Origin of the sequence: Asticcacaulis tiandongensis (assembly GCF_006475605.1) — a bacterium.
Lineage (GTDB): Bacteria > Pseudomonadota > Alphaproteobacteria > Caulobacterales > Caulobacteraceae > Asticcacaulis > Asticcacaulis tiandongensis.
The window spans coordinates 675,421-697,369 of sequence record NZ_ML636837.1; the positions used below are offsets into that span (position 1 = coordinate 675,421).

21 protein-coding genes are annotated in these 21,949 nt (G+C 57.5%); 5 read left to right on the forward strand and 16 right to left on the reverse strand.

Annotated features, from left to right (window positions below; translation table 11 throughout):
- Nucleotides 1–279: 279 nt before the first annotated feature.
- Complete coding sequence (locus E5201_RS03055) at nucleotides 280–2,712, forward strand: glycosyl hydrolase 115 family protein (protein ID WP_140984521.1); 2,433 nt, start codon at nucleotides 280–282, stop codon at nucleotides 2,710–2,712.
- A 196-nt stretch (nucleotides 2,713–2,908) separates the two neighbouring features.
- On the opposite strand, the gene ribF is transcribed toward E5201_RS03055, so the two are convergent.
- Nucleotides 2,909–3,916, reverse strand: a complete 1,008-nt coding sequence (gene ribF / locus E5201_RS03060; RefSeq protein ID WP_246050363.1) for a riboflavin biosynthesis protein RibF — start codon at nucleotides 3,914–3,916, stop codon at nucleotides 2,909–2,911.
- Between the two features lie 10 nt (nucleotides 3,917–3,926).
- A complete protein-coding gene (locus tag E5201_RS03065; protein WP_140984523.1) occupies nucleotides 3,927–4,358 on the reverse strand; it encodes a MaoC family dehydratase in 432 nt (143 codons plus the stop codon).
- A gap of 313 nt (nucleotides 4,359–4,671) precedes the next feature.
- Here E5201_RS03065 and E5201_RS03070 point away from each other — a divergent pair, with 313 nt between their 5' ends.
- Both E5201_RS03070 and E5201_RS03075 read left to right on the forward strand, forming a co-directional pair.
- Complete coding sequence (locus tag E5201_RS03070; protein ID WP_140984524.1) at nucleotides 4,672–5,058, forward strand: response regulator; 387 nt, start codon at nucleotides 4,672–4,674, stop codon at nucleotides 5,056–5,058.
- A 23-nt stretch (nucleotides 5,059–5,081) separates the two neighbouring features.
- Entirely contained in the window at nucleotides 5,082–6,023 is a 942-nt protein-coding gene (locus tag E5201_RS03075) for a protein phosphatase CheZ (RefSeq protein WP_140984525.1), read from the forward strand.
- Between the two features lie 26 nt (nucleotides 6,024–6,049).
- On the opposite strand, the gene E5201_RS03080 is transcribed toward E5201_RS03075, so the two are convergent.
- From E5201_RS03080 to E5201_RS14750, 11 genes are all read right to left on the reverse strand, one after another.
- Nucleotides 6,050–6,919 carry a TIGR01459 family HAD-type hydrolase gene (locus E5201_RS03080; protein WP_140984526.1) on the reverse strand — a complete coding sequence of 290 codons (870 nt, stop codon included), beginning with the start codon at nucleotides 6,917–6,919 and terminating at the stop codon, nucleotides 6,050–6,052.
- A 131-nt stretch (nucleotides 6,920–7,050) separates the two neighbouring features.
- On the reverse strand, nucleotides 7,051–8,103 hold the full coding sequence (leuB, locus tag E5201_RS03085) for a 3-isopropylmalate dehydrogenase (protein WP_140984527.1): 1,053 nt from the start codon (nucleotides 8,101–8,103) through the stop codon (nucleotides 7,051–7,053).
- Nucleotides 8,104–8,182: 79 nt separating this feature from the next.
- Nucleotides 8,183–8,782, reverse strand: coding sequence for a 3-isopropylmalate dehydratase small subunit (gene leuD, locus E5201_RS03090; RefSeq protein WP_140984528.1), 600 nt, complete (start codon nucleotides 8,780–8,782; stop codon nucleotides 8,183–8,185).
- A gap of 141 nt (nucleotides 8,783–8,923) precedes the next feature.
- Nucleotides 8,924–10,330, reverse strand: a complete 1,407-nt coding sequence (gene leuC / locus E5201_RS03095; RefSeq protein ID WP_140984529.1) for a 3-isopropylmalate dehydratase large subunit — start codon at nucleotides 10,328–10,330, stop codon at nucleotides 8,924–8,926.
- Nucleotides 10,331–10,444: 114 nt separating this feature from the next.
- A complete protein-coding gene (locus E5201_RS03100; RefSeq protein WP_140984530.1) occupies nucleotides 10,445–11,368 on the reverse strand; it encodes a branched-chain amino acid transaminase in 924 nt (307 codons plus the stop codon).
- Nucleotides 11,352–12,935: a 2-isopropylmalate synthase gene (locus tag E5201_RS03105; RefSeq protein ID WP_140984531.1), complete on the reverse strand. Its 1,584-nt coding sequence runs from the start codon at nucleotides 12,933–12,935 to the stop codon at nucleotides 11,352–11,354. Before E5201_RS03105 ends, E5201_RS03100 begins: the two co-directional genes overlap by 17 nt.
- Nucleotides 12,936–12,946: 11 nt before the next feature.
- Entirely contained in the window at nucleotides 12,947–13,219 is a 273-nt protein-coding gene (locus E5201_RS03110; protein WP_140984532.1) for an ACT domain-containing protein, read from the reverse strand.
- Nucleotides 13,197–14,885 carry an acetolactate synthase 2 catalytic subunit gene (gene ilvG, locus E5201_RS03115; RefSeq protein WP_140984533.1) on the reverse strand — a complete coding sequence of 563 codons (1,689 nt, stop codon included), beginning with the start codon at nucleotides 14,883–14,885 and terminating at the stop codon, nucleotides 13,197–13,199. The genes E5201_RS03110 and ilvG overlap by 23 nt, the downstream gene beginning before the upstream one ends.
- A gap of 270 nt (nucleotides 14,886–15,155) precedes the next feature.
- Nucleotides 15,156–16,199 carry a ketol-acid reductoisomerase gene (gene ilvC / locus E5201_RS03120; protein ID WP_219993535.1) on the reverse strand — a complete coding sequence of 348 codons (1,044 nt, stop codon included), beginning with the start codon at nucleotides 16,197–16,199 and terminating at the stop codon, nucleotides 15,156–15,158.
- A 16-nt stretch (nucleotides 16,200–16,215) separates the two neighbouring features.
- The gene (locus E5201_RS03125) at nucleotides 16,216–16,782 is read right to left on the reverse strand and encodes an IlvD/Edd family dehydratase (RefSeq protein ID WP_219993536.1); all 567 of its coding nucleotides are present in this window, start codon (nucleotides 16,780–16,782) and stop codon (nucleotides 16,216–16,218) included.
- 122 nt (nucleotides 16,783–16,904) lie between these two features.
- Nucleotides 16,905–17,057: a hypothetical protein gene (locus E5201_RS14750; RefSeq protein ID WP_181404511.1), complete on the reverse strand. Its 153-nt coding sequence runs from the start codon at nucleotides 17,055–17,057 to the stop codon at nucleotides 16,905–16,907.
- A gap of 358 nt (nucleotides 17,058–17,415) precedes the next feature.
- On the opposite strand from E5201_RS14750, the gene ilvD reads away from it, so the two are divergent.
- Nucleotides 17,416–19,281, forward strand: coding sequence for a dihydroxy-acid dehydratase (ilvD, locus tag E5201_RS03130; protein ID WP_140984536.1), 1,866 nt, complete (start codon nucleotides 17,416–17,418; stop codon nucleotides 19,279–19,281).
- Nucleotides 19,282–19,401: 120 nt separating this feature from the next.
- Nucleotides 19,402–20,127 carry a DUF4197 domain-containing protein gene (locus tag E5201_RS03135; RefSeq protein WP_246050364.1) on the forward strand — a complete coding sequence of 242 codons (726 nt, stop codon included), beginning with the start codon at nucleotides 19,402–19,404 and terminating at the stop codon, nucleotides 20,125–20,127.
- A 121-nt stretch (nucleotides 20,128–20,248) separates the two neighbouring features.
- Here the strand turns inward: E5201_RS03135 and E5201_RS03140 are convergent, their stop codons facing one another.
- From E5201_RS03140 to E5201_RS03150, 3 genes are all read right to left on the reverse strand, one after another.
- Nucleotides 20,249–20,926: a CHAP domain-containing protein gene (locus E5201_RS03140; RefSeq protein WP_342774699.1), complete on the reverse strand. Its 678-nt coding sequence runs from the start codon at nucleotides 20,924–20,926 to the stop codon at nucleotides 20,249–20,251.
- A 414-nt stretch (nucleotides 20,927–21,340) separates the two neighbouring features.
- Nucleotides 21,341–21,715 (reverse strand): YdbL family probable chaperone protein, encoded by a 375-nt coding sequence (locus tag E5201_RS03145; RefSeq protein WP_140984538.1) that lies wholly within the window; start codon nucleotides 21,713–21,715, stop codon nucleotides 21,341–21,343.
- Nucleotides 21,716–21,742: 27 nt separating this feature from the next.
- Nucleotides 21,743–21,949: a YnbE family lipoprotein gene (locus E5201_RS03150; RefSeq protein ID WP_246050365.1), complete on the reverse strand. Its 207-nt coding sequence runs from the start codon at nucleotides 21,947–21,949 to the stop codon at nucleotides 21,743–21,745.

Below are 21,949 nucleotides of genomic sequence, written 5' to 3' on the forward strand. Positions count from 1 at the left end.
TGAGGGGCCTATACCGGGCTGGAAATTCGGAAAGTCGCCCGTATCATAGACATAACTCATGCGTTTATCAGAGGCGGGCAGGGTTGCCTAGGGTTTTTCGGGTTTGATAAGCGGCAGAGATCAAGGCAAGCCAGATGCCCCACCCGTCATCGCTCACGCGATGCCACCCTCCCCGACAAGTCAGGGAGGTATGAAGTTATCTGATAACGGGGTTGATCCGGCGGGCTATGAACGATACTGATTGTTTCTAACCTATAATGATCAAAAAGGGATGTGACCATGCGGGTCTGGCTGACGATGCTATGCGGATTGGTGTTGCCTTCGGTGGTTTGGGCGGACGCCTCATGGATCAGTGAAGCGCCGAAACGCGGCGGTATGGCCATTGTGGGGGCGTCCCCGGCTGATATTGTGGTGTCGGCCACGGATGCGCCGGTGGTCGGCATTGCTGCTGAAGACCTGAGTGAGGACATTGCACGCGTGACGGGTCAGAAGCCGTCGGTGTCTGGTTCGGGCAGCGCCACGCAGCAGATATGGATCGGTACACAGGGCGTTAATCCGCTGATCGAGGAGCTGATCAAGCGGCGCAAGATCAATGTGTCGGCGCTCAATGACTGCTGGGAATGTTATGCGGTCATCAGCGTGCAAAAGCCCATTCAGGGCGTTGACGCGGCGCTGGTGATTGTCGGTTCTGACCGGCGCGGAACGGCCTATGGCGTCTATGCCTTGTCGGAAGCGATTGGCGTATCACCCTGGTACTGGTGGGCGGATGTTGCGCCTCAGAAGAAGGCGGCGCTCTATACGGGGCAGGTCAAGTATCTCTCGGAAGGGCCGTCGGTGAAATATCGCGGCTTGTTTATCAATGACGAAGACTGGGGCCTGTTCCCGTGGGCGGCCAACACCTTTGATCCGGAAACGGGCAATATCGGGCCGAAAACCTATGAGAAGGTGTTCGAGCTTTTGCTGCGCCTGAAGGCCAACACGCTGTGGCCCGCCATGCATAAGGTATCCACACCGTTCAATGCTGATCCGGAGAATGCGAAGCTGGCGGATCGTTATGCCATCGTCATGGGCTCAAGCCATGCCGAGCCGATGTTGCGCAACAATGTGGGCGAGTGGAAAGAGGCCGGATCACAGTTCAACTATGTGATCAATGCCGAAGGGGTGAAATCCTATTGGCGCGAACGCCTGAAGACCAACCACGCCTATGAAAGCCACTATAGTCTGGGGATGCGCGGCATCCACGATTCCGGCATTGTCGGCGTCGATACGGTTGAGGAGCGCCGTGACCTGCTTGACCGGATTATTACCGATCAGCGTCAGATGCTGCGCGAGGAGGTGGGTGACCCCGAAGGTCTGCCGCAGATGTTCGTGCCCTATAAGGAGGTGCTGGAAATCTATCGGGCGGGCCTGAAGGTGCCTGAGGATGTCACCCTTGTCTGGCCGAACGACAATTTCGGCTATATCCGCCAGTTCCCCAATGCCGATGAACGCAAACGCAGCGGCGGGTCGGGCGTCTATTATCACCTGTCCTATCTGGGGGCACCGATGGCCTATCTGTGGCTGTCGACCACGCCGCCAGCCCTGATTGGTGCGGAACTGACGCGGGCCTATGATAACGGCATTGACCGTTTCTGGATGATCAATGCCGGGGATATCAAGCCTGCCGAGGTCAATCTGTCCTACGTGTTTGATCTGGCGTGGGATGTGGACGGGGTGCGCAAGCTGTCGCAGCGTGAATATCTCAATCAGTTTGCGGCAAAGACTTTTGGGGCAACTCAGTCCGAAGCCATTGGCGGGGTGCTGGATCAGTATTACCGCCTGAATTACGTGCGTAAGCCGGAGCATTTGCAATATCACCTGCCGACCGCAAGGCGTGGGCGTTCGGGTCTGCCGATCTATGAGGTGTTGCCGCGTCTCGGGGCCTTTAAGGCCATGACGAACGACCTTGAGGGCGTCAAGGCGGCGGTGCCAGAGGCGCAGCGCGACGGGTTCTTCCAGCTGGTTGAATATCCGGTCAAGGCCTCCGCGCTGGCCAATGAGCGGTTCTTTGCACTGGAATCCTTTGCGGGGAGCTATGAAAATAACCCTGAGCGCGGGATGATCCATGCCTATAAGGCGCGGGCGGCCGATGCGGCGCTCAAAGACCTGACGCGGGCCTATGGCGAGGATATTGCCGGTGGCAAATGGCGCGGGTTCATCAATGAGGAACCGGCGGATAATCTGTGGCTCTCCTATCGTCTTGCGGCCCCGATGCTGCCTGCGGAAGGGATGGCAAAAGACGGTGAACTGCCGATGGTCAAGATACATGATCCGGTGATCCGGCTTGAGGCGACGGCCAACAAGGATTGGGCCTTTGTGCAGGGATTGGGCCGTGGGGAAGGCAGCGTGCGGGCGTTGAAGGCCGGTGCGCAAAACCGTGTGACGGCAGACGTGCCGGAGGCGGGTAAATGGACCGTGACGGCGCATATTATACCGATTTATCCGACCGATGGGGCGACGGCCTGGACGCTCAATCTTGTGGTCAACGGCCAGACTAAGACACTGACCTTTGATCGTGCCGATCAGAACGCCTATTGGGCACAAGGGGTGTTGAATAATCGCCTGAGCGAAAGCGTGACGCTGGACTTGCCAGCGGGGACGCAGACCGTGTCAATCATCAGTCCGCAGGCGGATTTGATTCTGGACGGGATTGATATTCAGCCCGCGAAGTAGGTTTAAGTGTATGCCGTCATACCTCCCCATCTTTGATGGGGAGGGGGACCGCCGCGCAGCGGGGATGGTGGGGTGTCTTGTCTGAATTTGGGGCGTGCTGTTAAGTCAGTAAGATACCCCACCCGTCATCGCTTACGCGATGCCACCCTCCCCGACAAGTCAGGGAGGTATGAGGGGGCCGTCTTTAAAGTAAGCCCTAATCTTTGAAGTAGGCTTTGGCGGTTTCGGCGTCTCTGGCGATCTGAGCCTTGAGGGCGTCGAAACTGTCGAATTTCTGTTCGGGTCTGAGATAGTGCAGAAGTTCGACCTCGATGACGCGATCATAGATTTCATGATCAAGGTCGAAGATGTGGGTTTCAAAGCGTTCGGAAAGGCCGTTGACCGTCGGGCGGTTGCCAAAATTGGTCACGCTGCCGTAGACCTGCACGTCCCCATCTCCGGCATCAAGCGTCGTGCGGGTGACATAGACGCCCTTTTTCGGGCGCAGATAATCGCTCATATCGATATTGGCCGTGGGGAAGCCTATGGTGCGGCCAATCTGGTCGCCACGCGTCACGAGGCCACGATAGGCCTGAGGCCGTCCGAGTATGTGACCGGCCAGTTGTACATTGCCGTCAAGCAAGGCCTCGCGCACGGCGGATGACGACAGCTTGTGGCCGGTTTCATCCGTCTGACAGGCGGTTTCAGAGGTCGTAAAGCCAAACTGTGTCCCCAGTTGCGCCAGCAAGGGGGCATCTCCCGCGCCCTTATTGCCGAAACGGAAGTCAAAGCCACAGGCGACATGAATAATCTTAAGATGCTCATGCAGCAGGATGCGCACAAAGTCTTCGGGGCTAAGGCTTGCCAGTACCGGATCAAAGCGCAGGACAAACACCGTGCCGACCCCAAGCGCCTCAAAGGCCTTAAGCTGCTGGGGAAGTGACATCAGGCGAAACGGTTCGACCGCTTTACCAGCCTTTTGCAGGAAATAGGCCTGAGGATGCGGATCGAAGGCGATGACGGCGGACGCGGCATTGTGCCTGCGCCCTGTGGCCACGGCGTTTTCAATGACGCGCTGATGGCCCTGATGCACGCCATCAAAGCTGCCTATGGCGGCGGATACGCCTTTGGGCAAGGCTTGCGAGATGGCGGCCTCATTCAGGGCGCTGGAGCGCAGGTCACCGCCCGGTTCGAGCGTCAGAAGGAAAGCTTTGAGCGAAGACACGGACGGACTCTCAGGCTGGACGGCGCGGCGCGATGACTTCGGACTGGCCATCGGCAAACAACTTGTTACGCACCTTGGCAACGGTCGAAAGAATGACACGACTGGTCTTGAGATCGATGTCGGTAACCGTCAGGGTGATGGTGACCTCATCATCAAGCTTTACCGCCCGTTTGAAGTTCAGGTTCTGCGAGACATAGATAGAGCCGCGCCCCGGCAAGCCACCGGCGATGGTGGCGGAAATCCATGCGCCCAGCAGGGCGCCGTGTGCGATGCGACCCTTGAAAGGGGTGGTGGCGGCAAAGTCTTCGTCGACATGGATAGGATTATGATCTTCGGAGACATCGGCAAAGGCGCGGATCACGGCATCAGTGGCGGTGAAATGGCGTTCATAGGTTTGGCCAATGGTAAGGTCTTCGAGGCAGACCGTTTGGGCATCGCTCATTGATAAGGCGTCCTGAATTCTCTGTGGCCCAAAGCCTTACGCACAGTCGATGGGTTTGCCAAGCCGTCTGACGGCCTAGGTGAGGGGCAAAATCGCGGGTGGAATTTGTGCCAATCTGGTATTTTCTTTGGCATCACGGTTCACAAAAGCCCTGATTTTCATGGTTAATAACTGTTATATTGTTGAATATTATCAATATTTTTCAAAACGGGTTTTAACCCTATCTTATCGGGTTCTGGTCATTATGGGGCTCTCTTCCAAGAAGAGCCCGCATAAGGCGGCTCGTATTTATTATAGGTGGGGCGTTACACTCATGGCCGTCGATATGTCCATGCCGATCCTGGTGGTTGATGATTACAAAACCATGCTGCGGATTATTGGCAATCTGCTGAAGCAACTGGGTTTCGAGAACATCGAAGAAGCATCTGATGGCGCAGAAGCGCTGGATAAGATGAAAAAGAGCAATTACGGTCTGGTCATTTCCGACTGGAACATGGAACCCATGACGGGTTATGAGTTGCTTCTGAAAGTCCGTTCGGACGATTCGCTCAAAAGAACACCCTTCATCATGGTTACGGCCGAATCCAAGACCGAAAACGTGATTGCCGCCAAGAAGGCGGGTGTGAACAACTATATCGTCAAACCGTTCAACGGTGCGACGCTGAAGCAAAAGATCACGGCCGTTCTCGGCGAGTTTTAAGTTTACTGATAAGCAGGTTTCCAATGGGCCAGGTTGCTCACACACAGACAGAGCCGATGGATATGGACGGCGTTGACGCCGGTCTGGTCGCGGAACTGGAGCCGAAGCTGATTAACCTCATGCAGCAGTCAGAAGCCCTTGTGGCCCTGATGCGCGGTTTTTTCAAGCAGCTCGACAAACGTCGCGCCGAGGAATTTCGCGTCATTGCCGGTTATATCTCGAAGGCAAAAGAGGAAATCCGCGAACTGCGTCCGCAGGATCTGTCACAGGAGCGCATCCCGACAGCGGGGGCGGAGCTTGAGGCGATCACGCGTGACACGGAGGCCGCTACCCACACCATCATGAATGCCGCCGAGGCCATCATGGGTATGGATGCGTCCGACCCCAAAGCCTATAAGGCGGCGGTGGACGATCAGGTGATGATGATCTTTGAAGCCTGTTCGTTTCAGGACATTACCGGTCAGCGCGTTTCCAAGGTCATTCATGTGCTTCAGCAGATTGAAGAACGGGTGACCAAGCTGGCCTCTGCCCTTGGGGTTGAGGACAAGGCGGTAGAGACCTTAAGCGAGCGCGAACAGCGTGCGCGTGACCTCTTGCTCAACGGCCCGGCTATCGGTGGCCCTGAGACCGCTCAGGATGCGATTGACGCCATGTTTGATGCCCCGGTTGCGGCCCCCACACCGGCAGCACCCGCCGCACCGGCACCTGAGGTAAAGGTTCAGGCCCCCAAGGTCGAGGCCCCTAAGGCGGCCCCTGTGGCCCCCGTAGTCGCAAAAGCGCCGGTCGCACCCGTGGCACCGCCGCGTGTCACCCCGCCTGTACCGGCTCCAGTCCCCGCCCCAGTCCCCAGCAAGGCGGAAAGCGTTGATAATTCGCAGGATGATATCGACGCCTTGTTCGATATGTCGCCTGAAGATCTCAAGAAGACCAACTCACAGGACGATATTGACGCCCTGTTTGACTAATAAAAATAAATAAGTTTGGTGATGGTTTACCAGCTTAGAGCGCGGGTCACATAGCGGGCCTGCGCTTTTTGCGTTTCCAGTACCTTTGCCAGCAGGCGGGCATCGAGTTCACCGAGGTCGTTGGTGGCTTCGGTGGCATGGATACCGGCGGCGACAAACACCAGATCAAGACCTTGGCCATTGGCCCCTAAAACATCGGTCGGCAGGCCGTCGCCTATGGCCAGAATGCGGGATTTATCGGCAGGCTTACCGGTCGTCTTTTCCAGCGCCTGATAGCAAAGATCATAGATCGGGGCATAGGGCTTACCGGCCATGATCGCTTCGCCGCCAAGGCTCATATAGAGATCGGCCAGAGAACCGGCGCAGAGGATGATCTGGTCGCCGCGCTGGACGATGCGGTCGGGGTTGGCACAGACGAACGGCAGCTTACGCGCGGCGGCGATTTTGAAGGCTGCCTGATAGTCGGACAGCTGATCGGTTTCGTCGTCATAAAGGCCGGTGCAGCTAATGAAAGCGGCGGTTTCAGGCGTGCCGGACAGATCGATATCCAGCCCATCATAAAGGGCCTTGTCGCGGTCAGGGCCGACGACCCAGGCCGAACCGGTGGGGGCATAGTCTCTCAGGAACTGGCGGGTCGCATCGCCTGAGGAGACAATGGCACTATAGGCGTCATCAAATACGCCGAGATCATTCAGCTGTTTTTCAAGCCCTTCACGGGGGCGGGGTGAGTTGGAGATCAGAACCACCGGCCCGCGTTCGGCTTTGAAGCGGCGCAGGGCCTCATAGGCGGCGGGGAAATGTTGCTTGCCGTTGTGGATGACCCCCCAGATGTCGCAAAACACAGCCTCATAGTCACTGGAAATTTCGGACAGACCATTGAGCAGGGTAGAGGACATGGGAGGGTTCCTTGCAACATTCCCTCTCCCCATTAGGGAGAGGGTTAGGGTGAGGGGGTAAGGGCAGAGTGGGCGCAGTTGCCCCTCATCCGGCCTTTGAAGGCCACCTTCTCCCCTAAGGGGAGAAGGTTTTAAGCGGCGCGGATTTCGGCGACGATGGCTTTGGTGACTTCGGAACCGGCGGCGGTGCCACCGAGGTCGCGGGTCAGGATGCCTTTTTGAATGACCGCTTCGATAGCGGCATCAAGGGCATCGGCTTCGGCATTGAGGTTGAGCGAGAAGCGCAGCAGCATAGAGACGGACTTCAGCGTACCGATGGGGTTGGCCAGATCCTTACCGGCGATGTCGGGCGCTGAGCCGTGGATCGGCTCATAGAGACCCTTGCCGGTGGCCCCAAGCGAGGCCGACCCCAGCAGGCCGATAGAACCCGGCAGAACCGAGGCCAGATCGGACAGGATGTCGCCAAACATGTTTTCCGTGACGATAACGTCAAAGGATTTCGGACGGGTCACGAGGTGCATGGCCATCGAATCGACCAGCGCATGCTCAAGCTCGACATCCGAATATTCGGCGGCATGCAGTTTGTTGACCGTTTCACGCCACAGACGCGAGGTCTCGATGACATTGGCCTTATCGACCGAGGTGACCTTGTTACGGCGCTTGCGGGCGGCCTCAAAGGCGATGCGGGCGACGCGCTCAATTTCTTCGACCGTATAGACACATTCGTCCGTGGCCGAGGTTTCGGTGCGGGATTGCTTGCCGAAATAAAGACCGCCGGTCAGTTCGCGCACGATCAGCATGTCGGCACCCGAAACGATGTCTTCTTTCAGGGGCGAACGGAAAGCCTGAGAGGCGGCGACATCCATCGGACGCAGATTGGCGAACAGGCCAAGGGATTTACGCACGGCCAGCAGGCCCTGTTCGGGGCGCTTGGGCTTCAGGTCCCACTTCGGGCCACCAACGGCACCAAGGATTACGGCGTCAGCGGCCTGACAGGCGGCGTCGGTATCGGCAGGATAGGGATCGTCGCGTTCATCAATGGCGATGCCGCCGATCAGCTTTTCTTCAAACGCAAAGCTGTGGCCATAGACCTCACCAATGGTTTTCAGGGCTTCCACGCCAGCGGCGGCCACTTCAGGGCCAATGCCATCGCCGGGGAGAACGACAATCTTGAATTCTGCCATGTTCAGATACTTTCCAATAAAAAACGCGCCTGACCGGAGCAAGGCGCGTTTGTCATGATGCCGCTGCAGGCATCAGAAATCAGGCGGCGGCCTTGCCGGTTCTTTGTTCGTAAGCCTCAATAGAGGACACGCGATTCAAAATCCAGCCCATAGCGTCAACGCCTTCAAGCAGGCACTGACGCGAGAAGGCGTCGATCTGGAACACGAACACGGTGCCGTCTTCGAAACGCAGTTCGCAGGCCTCAAGGTCGATGGTCACGCGCTGCTGCGGGTTCTTCGTCAGCTTGTCGTGAATGTCCTGCGGCACGACGATCGGCAGCAGGCCGTTTTTGAGACTGTTCGAGCGGAAGATGTCGGCGATTTCTGTTGAGATCACCGCCTTGAAGCCATAGTCGGTCAGGGCCCACGGGGCGTGTTCGCGTGACGAACCGCAACCGAAATTGTTGCCGCCGACCAGAATGCGATGCTCCTCAGGATCGATGATATTGAGGATGCAGTCGGCCTTGAGCGAGCCGTCATTATTGTAACGCCAGTCATTGAACGCCACCTTGCCGAGACCGGCCTTGGTGGTGGTGGTCAGAAAGCGGGCGGGAATGATCTGGTCGGTGTCGATATTGGCTTCGGGCAGCACAACAAGGCGCGACGAGAAGGTGTTGATCGGTTCCTGATTGGACGACATGCTGTAGCCTCTGAAACATACCGGCAAAGCCGGTCATAGGATAAAAAGTCAAATCAGGGCGTAGAACCGCTTCAAGCCCTGATTTGCCGATATGGATTACGCTTAAAAGTACACTGAGCGAAGCGAAGGACTTTTAAGCGATTAGGCGATATATTGGCGCGGATCGGCCACGTGACCGGCGATGGCCGAAGCCGCAGCGGTGGCCGGTGAGGCCAGAACCGTGCGCGAACCCGGCCCCTGACGGCCCTCGAAATTGCGATTGGAGGTCGAAACCGCCAACTGACCCGGTGCGACGAAATCGCCGTTCATGGCGATACACATCGAACAACCGGGCAGACGCCATTCGGCACCGGCCTCTTCAAAGACCTTATCAAGGCCTTCGGCAACGGCTTCAAGGCGCACTTTTTCCGAACCCGGAACCACCAGCATACGCACGCCTTCGGCAACGTGGCGGCCACGCATAACTTCAGCGGCGGCCCTGAGGTCAGCCAGACGTCCATTGGTGCATGAGCCGATGAACACGACATCGACCTTAGCGACATCACGCGAATCGCCGCCGGTCAGGCCCATATATTTCAGGGCCTTCACGTCGTTTTCATTGGATGGCAAGGGCACACCGGCGCGGATAGCGCCGCCCTGATCCGGTGTGGTGCCCCATGTTGCCATGGGCTCGATGGCTGAACCGTCGATGGTGATTTCCTTATCGAAGACCGCGCCTTCGTCGGATTTCAGCGTCAGCCAGTCAGCGGCGGCGGCCTCGAAGGCTTCGCCCTTGGGGGCATAGGCACGTCCGCGCAGCCACTCGACCGTGGTCTGGTCAGGGGCGATCATGCCGCAACGGGCACCCGCTTCAATAGACAGGTTACAGACCGTCATGCGGCCTTCCATATCCAGAGATTCGATGACCGAACCGGCATATTCCAGCGCATAGCCGGTACCGCCACCAAAGCCCAGACGCTGAATGATGGCCAAAGCCACGTCCTTACCCGTGACGCCCTTTTGCAGGGTGCCGTTGACGGTGATGCGCATGGTTTTCGGCTTGCGCTGGGTCAGGCATTGCGTCGCCAGCACGTGGCCGACCTCGGAGGTGCCGATACCGAAGGCGATACAGCCAAAAGCGCCGTGGGTTGAGGTATGCGAGTCACCGCAGACGACCGTGAAGCCTGGCTGTGTCAGACCCATATCCGGCCCGATAACATGCACCACGCCGCGATTGTCAGAGTCCCAGCCAAACAGCTTTACACCGTGGTTTTTGGTGTTCTGCTCAAGGGTTTCGACCTGAATTTTGGCCTGAGGCGTGAAATAGGGGCGCTCACCATTGGCATCCGGCGCAAGCGTCGGTATCGAGTGATCGAGCGTCGCAAAGGTGCGGTCCGGACGGCGTACCTTAAGGCCACGCGCGTCGAGTTCGGAAAAGGCCTGCGGGCTGGTGACTTCGTGTACCAGATGCAGGTCGATATACAGAACCGCAGGCTTGTCGGCGGATTCATCCTCGACGATGTGGCGTTCCCACACCTTTTCAAACAGGGATTTGGCAGTCGATGACATGGTATATATTCCGTTGTGGGCAGGGGAGATTATACCCCTGAACAGAAAAAGTGAAAAGCCGCCGCAGGGTGTAACCCTTGGGGCGGCTTCCCGTTAAAGAGAAAACGACGTGGCTCAGACGTAGTCGAGCCAGCCCCATTTATCTTCGGTCTGACCGTTAAATAGGCCTGAAAAACGCGCTTGCAAGAGCTTGGTGATCTCACCGGGGCCACCTGCGCGGGTCGGGATATCATCGATCGAGCGGATCGGCGTGATTTCCGCTGCCGTACCGGTCATGAAGACTTCGTTGGCCAGATACAGCATTTCGCGCGGCAGGGCCTGCTCGACGATCTCGATACCTTCGGCACGTGCCAGAGTCAAAACCGTGTCGCGGGTAATGCCGCCCAGAATGGAAGAGGCGACCGGCGGGGTGTGCAGCTTGCCATTCAGGATGACAAACAGGTTTTCGCCAGCACCTTCGGACAGACGGCCATCGGTGCCAAGACCTAAGCCTTCGGCATAGCCGCGCGTGCGGGCTTCACGGCCGATGAGGTAGGACGACAGATAGTTGCCCGAAGCCTTGGCGGCGGCGGGGATGGTGTTCGGGGCAACGCGCTGCCATGAGGAAACGCAGACATCGACGCCCTTGGTCAGGCCGTCTTCGCCGAGATAGGCGCCCCACGGGAAGGCGGCAATGGCGACATCAACGCGGATATTGTCAGCCTTAGGCGTGACACCCAGACCACATTCGCCCAAAAAGGCGATGGGGCGCAGATAGGCAGATTTCAGGCCATTGGCCTTCAGGGTTTCCTTACAGGCCGCATTGATCTGCTCGACCGTATAGGCCATCGGTAGATGATAGATGCGGGCCGAATCGAGCAGGCGCTGGTTGTGTTCCGTTAGACGGAAGACAGCCGACCCCTTAGGGGTGTCATAGGCGCGGATGCCTTCGAAGACACCTGTGCCGTAATGCAGCGCGTGGGTTAAGACGTGAATCTTCGCGTCTTCCCATTGTTTTAGTTCACCGTTGAACCAGATTTTTTCAGCGAGCGGTTTCATGGATTTTTCCAGAGTCAGAATTTTGAGCCTTCATCTTTCTGTCGTGCAGAAAGACATATTTTTCAAAGCCATCACATATGGCGCGTAATCCGGCCCACACTGGGTCGGGGCCGCGACCACGGCCCCGATACACCTCACCCTTGATTTGCAAGCTGATTTCGGCGAACGCGCCGCCGTCGAAAGTGAAGCCCGACTGAATGATTTCACAGTCATTGACGCGGGCTTCGATCTGATAGGCGTCCACCAGCGCACGGAAACCGGCCTCAAAGGCATTCAGCCCCGAAGCGGTAACTTGCAGCGGATCGCCATTGTCACGGAACAGATCAAGCGTGATCGACACGCTGTCGCGGGTCGTTTCGGACGTGATCTTGAACAGACGCGCATCGTCCTTATCGGCATTGGAGCGCGTCAGCAGGGACATGAGTTCAAATTCATCGATCTCACCGATTTCATCGGCGCGACGTTTGAACGCGGTAAACAGTTCACCCAGAGCCAGTTCGTCCAGCTCATAGCCCAGCGCTGCCGCCTGTTTGGCGATGGCGTGACGACCGGAGTGCTTGCCGAGAACCAGATTGGATTTTTCGATCCCGACATCTTCGGGGTTCATGATCTCATAGGTACGGGCATTAGACAGCATGCCATGCTGGTGGATGCCGGATTCGTGGGCAAAGGCGTTTTTGCCGACCACGGCCTTGTTACGGACGACGACCGTGCCGGTGGCGCGCGACAACAGGCGGCTGGTGTGGGCCAGCTTGGTGGTGTCGATGCCGGTGTGCAGGCCGTAAACGTCCGGACGGGTGCGCAGGGCCATGACGACTTCTTCGAGGGCGGCATTACCTGCACGCTCACCGATGCCGTTGATGGTCAGTTCGATCTGACGGGCACCGGCCTCAAGCGCGGCCAGCGTATTGGCAACGGCCAGACCGAGGTCGTTATGGTTATGTGCCGACAGGATGATGTCCGGGTGATCCTTCAGGGCCGCCTTGACGTCCGCGAAAATCTTGAAGATTTCCTTGGGCGTGGTGTAGCCGACCGTATCGGGCAGGTTGAGCGTCGTCGCACCGGCCTCAGCCGCCGCAATGCAGACCTCGGCCAGAAAATCAGGCTCAGTACGGATCGCGTCTTCGGCGGAAAATTCGATGTCATCGAACGACTTTTTCGCGTGGGCAATGGCCTTTGCGGTGATTTCGACGACCTGAGAACGGCTCTTTTTCAGTTTGAACTCGCGGTGGATCGGCGAGGTAGCCAGAAACACGTGGCAGCGACGGTTTTTCGCCGGTGCCAGGGCGCGTGTGGCGGCGTCGATGTCTGATTCCAGCGCACGGCACAGCGACGCGAAGGTCGGGCCATGGACCTCGCGGGCGATGGTCTGAATGGCCTCTTCGTCACCGGGGGAGGAGGCGGCAAAACCGGCTTCGATGATGTCAACGCCCAGATCCTTCAGGGCGTGGGCCATCATCAGCTTGTGCTCAACGCCTAAGCTGAAGCCGGGGGCCTGTTCGCCGTCACGCAAGGAGGTGTCGAAGATCAGTACGCGGTTAGGGTCTTTGGTACGCTCGGTGCTCATGATGTTTACTTTCAGGCGCTTATCTTTTGTTGATCTTCGGCGGCGGCAGTCTTAGGGCCTTTCAGGCGCTTGATGCCGTAGAGCCGGTCGATTTGCAGACCCAGCGTGTCAATGCTACGTTTTTCATCGCGTGGCCGAACCGTGATCGTCGCCAGACGCGTGTCTTCGTCAATGCCGGTCAGTTCCAGACCGTCAATGTGAAACCCGCGACGCTCAATCAGGCCGAGAACGCGCAGAAGCGTGCCTTCCAGCCGGTCGATCTCAATACGAATCAATTGACTCATCCCAGCGCTCCTCCATCATTTCCGTGTTAGACGCCCCCGGTGGCACCAGCGGCCAGACGTTCTCGCGCGGATCAATCAAAACATGCAACAATGTCGGGCCGTCAGCCGCCAGCAAGCGGTCAATAGCCCCTTCGACTTCGTGGCGCAGCGTAATACGGAAAGCGCTGATACCAAAAGCCTTGGCGACTTCGACGAAATCGGGGTTATCCGACAGGTCGATTTCGGAATAGTTTTCTTCGTAGAACAGTTCCTGCCACTGACGCACCAGCCCCAGCGAGCTGTTGTCGAGCAGGACGATCTTCAGAGGGATACCATAACGACGCAGGGTAGCCATTTCCTGAATGTTCATCATGAATGAGCCATCGCCGGAGACGGTGACGACATGATGATCCGGCAGGGCCAGCTTGGCACCCATACCGGCAGGCAGGCCATAGCCCATAGCCCCCGAACCGCCTGAGGTCAGGTGGGCGCGGTTCTGGGTAAATTCGCAGTGCTGGGCGACCCACATCTGATGCTGGCCGACGTCGCAGGCAACGATGAATTTCTCGCCAGCCTTTTCAGACAGGGATTTCAGCAGGGCCGGGGCGTAGATACCCTTGCCGGGTGCGTCATATTTAAAGCGGTGTTGCCACTTGTTGTCCTTGTTGAACTTAACCCACTCAGACAGGTCGCCGATCTTAGGGTTGAGCGCAGGCAGGGCAATTTTCAGGTCACCGATAACCGCGACATCCGCACGGCGTGTCTTGTTGATCTCAGCCGGATCGATATCGAAGTGGACGATCTTCGCATTGGGAGCAAAGGCCGACAGCTTGCCCGTGGCGCGGTCATCGAAACGCGCACCAATGGCGATCAGCAGATCGGCTTCGTTGACGGCGATATTAGCCGCACGCGTGCCATGCATCCCCAGCATGCCCAGATACAGGTCTTCGTAGGTCGAGATCGTCCCGATACCTTTGAGGGTCGAGACAACGGGAATGCCGGTGCGGGCAACCAGATCACGCAGTTCCTGATCGGCTTCGGCCATGTGTACGCCGCCACCGATATAGAACAGGGGCTTTTTCGCGTTTTCGATCATGCTTGCGGCGGCGGCAATCGCCTTCATGTCCGGTGCAGGCGGGACATAGGCGGGCAGTTCGCCCATGTCGGACACCTCTACGAAGCTTGCGGCTACGTCCTTGGGGATATCGACAATGACCGGGCCGGGGCGGCCTTCCTTGGCGATGGCAAAGGCGCGGGCAATGACCGATGGAATTTGCGCCGGATCGCGAACCAGCCAGGAGTGCTTGACGATCGGCAAAGTCATGCCGATCAGGTCAACTTCCTGAAAGCCGTCCGTGCCCAGAAGGCTGGTGCCGACCTGACCCGTGATACAGACCATCGGGACAGAATCCATATAGGCGTTGGCTATGCCGGTAACGAGGTTGGTCGCACCGGGGCCGGACGTGGCCATACAGACGCCAACGCGGCCTGTGGCGCGGGCATAGGCGTCAGCGGCAAAGGAAGCGCCCTGTTCGTGACGAACCAGAATGTGACGCAGGCCGGACCCTGCCAGCGCGTCATAGATAGGCATGATGGCACCGCCGGGATAACCGAATAGCACATCGACCCCCAACGCTTTCAGCGTGGAGATGACTAACTGTGCGCCGGTGGGCTTATTGGTGCTCATGATGAAATCCCTTGCGCGAAAGTTTGTCGCTGCGCGCCAATACTTTCTTGCATCTTTCGGTGTTGTGAAAAATATCCCGGAAACGCTTTGGTGGCGGCCCTTCAGATATTTTCCGCTTTCTTATTGGGGCGGGTTCCGGCGAACCGGAACCCGTTTTGCCAAAAAGTCTGGACAGGGCGAAGAACCGCTTCGAGCCATGTCCAGTCCTTAATGGAACCACGAAAATGTATTTGACGCGAAGCGGCAAAACGTTTTCGTGAGGCAGGGCTTTTAGCCGTTACCCTTTTGGTTCAGCCAGCTCATGCGCGAACGCAGGTCCTTGCCGACCACTTCGATCGGATGCTCAAGGTCCTGACGCATCAGGGCGTTGTAGCGTGGACGACCGGCCATGTTCTCAAGGATCCAGTCGCGGGCAAAGTCGCCGGACTGAATGTCGTTGAGTACTTCTTCCATGCGCGCACGGGTTTCTTCGTTGATGATGCGCGGGCCGGAAACCAGATCGCCGTACTTGCAGGTTTCAGACACGAACTCGTGCATCTTGGCGAAACCGCCTTCGTACAGCAGGTCAACGATAAGCTTCAGTTCGTGCAGAACTTCGAAGTAAGCGATTTCCGGACGGTAGCCCGCGTCAACCAGGGTTTCAAAGCCGGTCAGGATCAGTTCGGTCGTACCACCGCACAGAACGGCCTGTTCGCCGAACAGATCGGTTTCGGTTTCTTCCTTGAAGCTGGTTTCGATCACGCCACCGATGGTGCCGCCGATGCCACGGGCATAACCCAGAGCTTTGCGGGCTGCGTTGCCGGTTACGTCGCGGTCAACCGCGAACAGGGTCGGAACGCCGCGGCCGCGCTGATATTCGCGACGAACGAGGTCGCCCGGGCCCTTAGGGGCTACGAGGATGACGTCAAGGTCAGGACGGGCATTGACGCGACCGTACAGAACCGAGAAGCCGTGGGCGAACAGGATCGCTGCGCCCTGAGGCGCGTTAGGGGCGATTTCGTTGGCATAGATTTCGGCGTGAGCCATGTCAGGCGTCAGAAGCGCGATGATCGTCGCGTCCTTAACGGCTTCGGCGATTTCAGCGGTCGCCAGACCGTCATGGGTGGCCTTTTGATGGCCTGCACCGCCAGCGCGCACGCCGACGATTACATCAGCGCCGGAATCACGCAGATTCTGCGCATGGGCGCGGCCTTGAGAACCGTAACCGATAATGGCGATACGTTCGCCCTTCAGGCTGTCGGGGGAAACGTCGTCATTAGTATAGATTTTCACGTCAGATAGCTCCGTTTTGGATTGGCCTGAGGGCCGGTGCATTGGGAAGTGGTAATTATTATGCCGCTGTATCAGCCGCCTGTGAGGCCGAATCCAACATTGCAGCGTATTTTGCAAGAGGGGCGAAGCCGTTTTTTACTTTTCCGCCGTTTACAGTCGCAGCAGGGGCTTCCCCGCTACGGATCGTCAGGTCGGCGTCTATGTTCAGGCGGCGACCCTTTATGTCAATGGTAATGGTGTCGGCGTTCTGAACATAACGGATGGATTTGCCGACATGGCTTATGGTGATGCCATTGGTTGACGGGGCGAATTTGCCGTTTGAAATCAGGGCGATGTCTTTCAGTTCTGCCGAAGACAGGGCCGCGAAAATGGCCGACATTTCGGCCTCGTCAGCCGCCGCGATGATGATGGCTTCACCCGATGCGACGCGGCCATCCGTAATGGCGGCAATGGCACCGGCTTCGGTGGCGAAGACGCGGGCCTTCGCTTCAAAGGGATCGCGGCCAAAACCGGCACCGGTCATCACGCAGCCCTCGCGTGCCAGTGAACCGTGCAAAATGACAAACCCCTGAGGGTTTTCTGCATCGGCAGGGGCATCAGTGATTTCGGCGATGTCGATTTTCATTTGGGCGGTCATGACAGGGCTCGGTTGATCAGGCTAAATAACGGGCATATGCGAAAAATCCCGCTCTGGGCGAAGGAGCGGGAGGATGGTTTTCCTCAAGAAATCAGGCGGTTAAGCCGTCTTCACCACTCCGGTATCATGGGGCGTACCACAGATACGCCTACCACAAGCAGGTTGAGAAGGCTTAGGAGAACGGCAGCCATAACAAAGCTCTGGCCCAGAACGCGGATGTTCTGAGTGTCTTTAGTTGCAGCAATGGCAATCGCTTTGCGCAAAATGCACGTCTCCGTTGGCGGGGCCGTTGTGGCTCCGTAGTCAGGCTATATAGACCCAAGACTCAACAAATTGCAAAGACAAAATTGGAAAATTATTTCCGGTTTGGCGGGTAATGGCAAAATTGTTAGAAAAATAATCACAATAAAAAGCATAATACCGAAAAAATATACCTGAAATTGACCTCTGTGGATTAAATGATTGCTTTGGTTGGCGTGAATCCGGAAAGCTTTCGCGGGCGCAAAAAAGTGTACGGTGGCGCCGACAGGCGCGGGCCTGTTGCATTTATGTGTAATGGTTTTATATCGCACACATAACGCTATATATAATGACACCCTGTCTCACCGAAGGTTTTGTATCATGCCCGCTTACCGTTCCCGCACCACGACATTTGGACGCAATATGGCCGGTGCCCGTGCGCTCTGGCGGGCCACGGGTATGACCGAGGCCGATTTCTCAAAGCCCATTATTGCGGTGGTCAATTCGTTCACCCAGTTTGTGCCCGGTCACGTGCACCTGAAAGATCTGGGGCAACTGGTGGCGCGAGAGATCGAAAAGGCCGGTGGCGTCGCCAAGGAATTCAATACGATTGCTGTTGATGACGGTATCGCCATGGGCCACGGCGGGATGCTCTATTCGCTGCCATCGCGTGATCTGATTGCCGACAGCGTTGAATATATGGTCAATGCGCACTGTGCCGACGCCATGGTCTGTATCTCGAACTGTGACAAGATCACGCCGGGTATGCTGATGGCGGCGATGCGTCTGAACATTCCGGCGATCTTCGTGTCCGGTGGGCCGATGGAAGCCGGTAAGGTCGTGTGGCCAGACAAAGACGGCGTGGCGCGCACCCATGCGCTCGATCTGGTCGATGCCATGGTTCAGGCCGCTGACGACAGCATCTCTGACGAGCAGGTTCAGGCCGTTGAAGAAAACGCCTGCCCGACCTGTGGCTCCTGTTCGGGGATGTTTACCGCCAATTCGATGAACTGCCTGACCGAAGCGCTGGGGCTTTCGTTGCCGGGTAACGGTACGACTCTGGCGACACACTCAGATCGTCAGGCTCTGTTTGAAGAAGCCGGGCGTACGATTGTTGAGATTACGCGTCGTTATTATGAGACGGACGACGAAAGTGTTCTGCCGCGTTCGATTGCGACGTTTGAGGCCTTTGAAAACGCCATGCGTCTGGATATCGCCATGGGCGGGTCGTCCAACACGGTGCTGCACCTGTTAGCGGCGGCGCAGGAGGCCGGTGTTGACTTCAAGATGGCCGACATTGATCGACTGTCACGCACTACGCCGTGTCTGTGTAAGGTCGCACCGGCGACTTCGGACGTGCACATCGAGGATGTTCACCGCGCTGGCGGCATTGTCGGCATTCTGGGGGAACTGCATCGCGGTGGCATGCTGCATGGCGAGGTGCCGACCGTGCATTCGCCGACATTGGCTTCGGCGATTGCCCATTGGGACATCAAACAATCCAATGATGAGCGGGTAGCCAATTTCTTTAAGGCGGCACCGGGGGGCGTGCGGACAACGCAGGCCTTTTCACAGAGCCGTCGCTGGGATGAACTGGACACCAACCGCCAGACGGGCATTATCCGTTCGGTCGAGCACGCCTTCACCAAGGATGGCGGCATTGCGGTTCTGTACGGCAATATTGCCGAGGATGGCTGCATCGTGAAGACCGCGGGCGTTGAAGAAGAAATCTGGCGCTTCAACGGGACGGCCAAGGTGTTCGAGGCTCAGGAAGATGCGACCCAAGGCATTCTGAATAATCAGGTTGGACCGGGGGATGTTGTGATCATCCGCTATGAGGGGCCGCGCGGCGGGCCGGGCATGCAGGAAATGCTCTACCCGACCTCCTATCTGAAATCCAAGGGTCTGGGTAAAAAGTGCGCCCTGCTGACGGACGGGCGTTTTTCGGGCGGGACATCGGGCCTGTCGATCGGTCACGCGTCGCCTGAAGCGGCGCAGGGTGGTCTGATTGCGCTGGTTGAAGACGGTGACCGGATCGAGATCGATATTCCGGCGCGGTCGATCAAGCTTGTGGTGTCGGATGCGGTGCTGGCCGAGCGTCGCGCAGCGCAACTGGCCCGTGGCAAGGATGCCTATACGCCGAAAAACCGTGAGCGTTATGTGTCCAAGGCCTTGCAGGCCTATGCCGCCATGGTGACGTCAGCGGATACCGGCGCGGTAAGGGATTTGTCGTTGTTGGGTAAGTAGTTCATGGCGCGTTCATCTTTGGCGACCTAGGTAGAGTAAATAGCCTCACCCCAACCCTCTCCCTGATAGGGGAGAGGGGGTTTAAAAGGACGTACGGAGATGGATAGACGGGTTTTGTTGATGTCCCTGATATCGGCGGGGATTGCGTCAGGGGCGCAGGCCCAGAGCCTGAAAGATATCCTGAAAGGGATTGCCCGTTCGCAGGTGGCACCGCAGCCCGAAGGCAGCGCTGTAACCGGTGGTTTGACTCAGGCCAGTGCTGCGCAAGGCTTGCGGGAAGCCCTGAGCCTTGGGGCCGTGGCTGCCGTGACGAGGGTTGGGCGCGCTGACGGTTACTGGGGCGACAGCCTGATCCGCATCCCCTTGCCGAAAACCTTGGCCAAGGTGCAAACGGGTCTGGCGCAGGTGGGTATGTCCGGGGCTTTGGATGAGGTCCACCTTAAGGTCAATCGGGCGGCGGAAGCTTCGGCACCGGTCGCACGGGGCCTGTTTGTCGATGCTATCAAATCCATGACGCTCAATGATGCGGTGGGTATTGTCAGGGGCGGCTCGACCTCAGGGACGCAGTACCTGCAAAAAGCGACAACGCCACGCCTGACGACCCTGTTTACGCCAACCATCGAAGACGCCCTTGAAGATACAGGCGCGGTCAGGGCGCTGGGGAATGCCATTTCACGCAATGGCCTGAGTAGCTATGTCAAGAAAGAACCCAAGGTTTATCTGGGGGAATATGCGGTGGGTAAGGCGCTGGACGGGCTATTCTATTACGTCGGGCGTGAGGAAAGTGCCATTCGCACCGATCCGGCTAAGCGTACGTCCGAGATTTTGCGGGCGGTGTTTGGGTAGGGCTTGAATTGCCCCCTCCGTCAGCGACTTCGCGCTGACACCTCCCCGCTTCGCAGGGGAGGATTAATGACCATAAAAAAAGCGCCTGATGGAGCGCTTTTTTTATGGCTGTTGAGCCGGATTATTTCTTTTTGGCGGCTTTTTTCGCGGGCTTTTTGGCCGGTGCGTCAGCGGTCAGGGCATCAGCCAGTGACGGGGCGCTGGCGCGGGTGCTGGTCTGCATGGCGGCGGGGGGGAGGGCCGAATTGTCCTGCTTCTCGAGGACCTGAGCGATCAGCGGTTGCGGCATATAGGGCTGAGGCTGGGAAGGAAGCTGAGGCGTTGCGTTTTCGCTGTTATAGATAAAGCCGTAGATCGGATAGACGGTCGAACCGAGGTCGTTAAGCGGGCCGTACCATACCTTAACGGCTGACCAGTCATTGTTCGGAGACACGTCCACCACGGTGACGTTTTCTTCAACCTGACCGCGGCGGCCATTAATGGGCGACCAGTTGGCGTGGGTGATCTGAATAAGGCGATCGGTAATGACCTGAGAGACGACGGCCACGTGACCGCGGCTCATTTTACCATGCTTTTGGAAAACCAGAACGGCGCCGGATTGCGGGGCGTCACCACGTTGATACTTGCCTGAAGCCTTTTCCCACCATGTCCAGGCATCGCCATAGATGTCCATGTTGGTGATCGAGCGTGCGAAGGTCACGCACTGCCAGTAAGGGGACTTAGTGGTTTGCGCCATGGCGCTTTGGGTACCAAAGGCAAGACACACAGTAAGGGCAAAAGCCGCCAGTTTTTTCAGCACGCGCACGCTCCGGGTTGATTTGAAGCGTTTGGACGCTTCTCTCTTAGCAGGGGTGGTCGCGGAATGAAAAACCTGAAGCCTAAAAGCCCGCGACAAATCAGTTACAGGATTTGATACATACTACAGGGGAATTTACAAAGTGTTTATTTTGGTAAAAGTGACAATTTTCCCACAGAAAATATGATGGGCGTCAAGAAAGCGGTTAAGAATCAATTAACTATAATTGTAATGGCGGCGTAAAATTTTTTGTCGGGAATATATGCGGGGCGCAGGAGGTAAGAAACCGGCAAAGGGGGCGGGTCTGTTGATGTCACCCCTCACCCCAGCCCTCTCCCCCATGGGGAAGAGGGAGGTAAAACAAAATAACAACCGTTATTTGCCTCGGGGCTAAAGGGTGCAGGGCCTGAGGCCCTGCTATTTTTGCTTCCAGCTGCCGGAAGTGTCTTTGTAGAACTCACCGGCCTTGAGCTTGGGCAGGATGACGTTGTTGAACGCCGAAGCACCGGCAGCGGCAGGGGACACACCGTTCTGGCTGGCGGCCTGTGCGTAGACGCCCGCGCGACCGGTATTGATTTCATCAACTGCAGCCTTGGTGGCGGCATCGCCCGGCTTAACGAAGCCAAGGTAACCATCGGATTGTTCGCCAACGATACCAGCGGCCTTGGCGGCATCGACCTTTTGACGGGCGGCGGATTGTGCCAGAGCCGGTGTGGTCAGGGCCACGGTGCCGGTAACAACCACAGAAGCGGCCAGAACCGCGCTCATCAGGGACAGGGTAATCTTTTTCATGTCTTTAATCTCGCTCTCTTGTCCGGATCAGAACAGGTCGGGGTTTTGTTTAACCAGCGCCTTGACGTCTTCATCAAGGCTGATGCGGACATTGTGATCAAGCTGGGCGTAGATGGTGATCGGATCGACCTGCAAACGAATGGTCGGGGTACAGGCCGAAGCCAGTGTTGCTGTCAGTAGAGCGGCTCCGATTATCAGCGGGCGCTGTCCTGCGGTAAAAATCAGTCGGGTCAT

Excerpts from the sequence above, each read along its gene's own strand:
- E5201_RS03055 (WP_140984521.1), top strand. The coding sequence starts at position 280 with ATGCGGGTCTGGCTGACGATGCTATGCGGATTGGTGTTGCCTTCGGTG.
- E5201_RS03065 (WP_140984523.1), bottom strand. The coding sequence starts at position 4,358 with ATGAGCGATGCCCAAACGGTCTGCCTCGAAGACCTTACCATTGGCCAA.
- E5201_RS03070 (WP_140984524.1), top strand. The coding sequence starts at position 4,672 with ATGGCCGTCGATATGTCCATGCCGATCCTGGTGGTTGATGATTACAAA.
- E5201_RS03075 (WP_140984525.1), top strand. The coding sequence starts at position 5,082 with ATGGGCCAGGTTGCTCACACACAGACAGAGCCGATGGATATGGACGGC.
- E5201_RS03080 (WP_140984526.1), bottom strand. The coding sequence starts at position 6,919 with ATGTCCTCTACCCTGCTCAATGGTCTGTCCGAAATTTCCAGTGACTAT.
- leuB (WP_140984527.1), bottom strand. The coding sequence starts at position 8,103 with ATGGCAGAATTCAAGATTGTCGTTCTCCCCGGCGATGGCATTGGCCCT.
- leuD (WP_140984528.1), bottom strand. The coding sequence starts at position 8,782 with ATGTCGTCCAATCAGGAACCGATCAACACCTTCTCGTCGCGCCTTGTT.
- leuC (WP_140984529.1), bottom strand. The coding sequence starts at position 10,330 with ATGTCATCGACTGCCAAATCCCTGTTTGAAAAGGTGTGGGAACGCCAC.
- E5201_RS03100 (WP_140984530.1), bottom strand. The coding sequence starts at position 11,368 with ATGAAACCGCTCGCTGAAAAAATCTGGTTCAACGGTGAACTAAAACAA.
- E5201_RS03105 (WP_140984531.1), bottom strand. The coding sequence starts at position 12,935 with ATGAGCACCGAGCGTACCAAAGACCCTAACCGCGTACTGATCTTCGAC.
- E5201_RS03110 (WP_140984532.1), bottom strand. The coding sequence starts at position 13,219 with ATGAGTCAATTGATTCGTATTGAGATCGACCGGCTGGAAGGCACGCTT.
- ilvG (WP_140984533.1), bottom strand. The coding sequence starts at position 14,885 with ATGAGCACCAATAAGCCCACCGGCGCACAGTTAGTCATCTCCACGCTG.
- ilvC (WP_219993535.1), bottom strand. The coding sequence starts at position 16,199 with ATGCACCGGCCCTCAGGCCAATCCAAAACGGAGCTATCTGACGTGAAA.
- E5201_RS03125 (WP_219993536.1), bottom strand. The coding sequence starts at position 16,782 with ATGAAAATCGACATCGCCGAAATCACTGATGCCCCTGCCGATGCAGAA.
- ilvD (WP_140984536.1), top strand. The coding sequence starts at position 17,416 with ATGCCCGCTTACCGTTCCCGCACCACGACATTTGGACGCAATATGGCC.
- E5201_RS03135 (WP_246050364.1), top strand. The coding sequence starts at position 19,402 with ATGTCCCTGATATCGGCGGGGATTGCGTCAGGGGCGCAGGCCCAGAGC.
- E5201_RS03145 (WP_140984538.1), bottom strand. The coding sequence starts at position 21,715 with ATGAAAAAGATTACCCTGTCCCTGATGAGCGCGGTTCTGGCCGCTTCT.
- E5201_RS03150 (WP_246050365.1), bottom strand. The coding sequence starts at position 21,949 with ATGACCCGACTGATTTTTACCGCAGGACAGCGCCCGCTGATAATCGGA.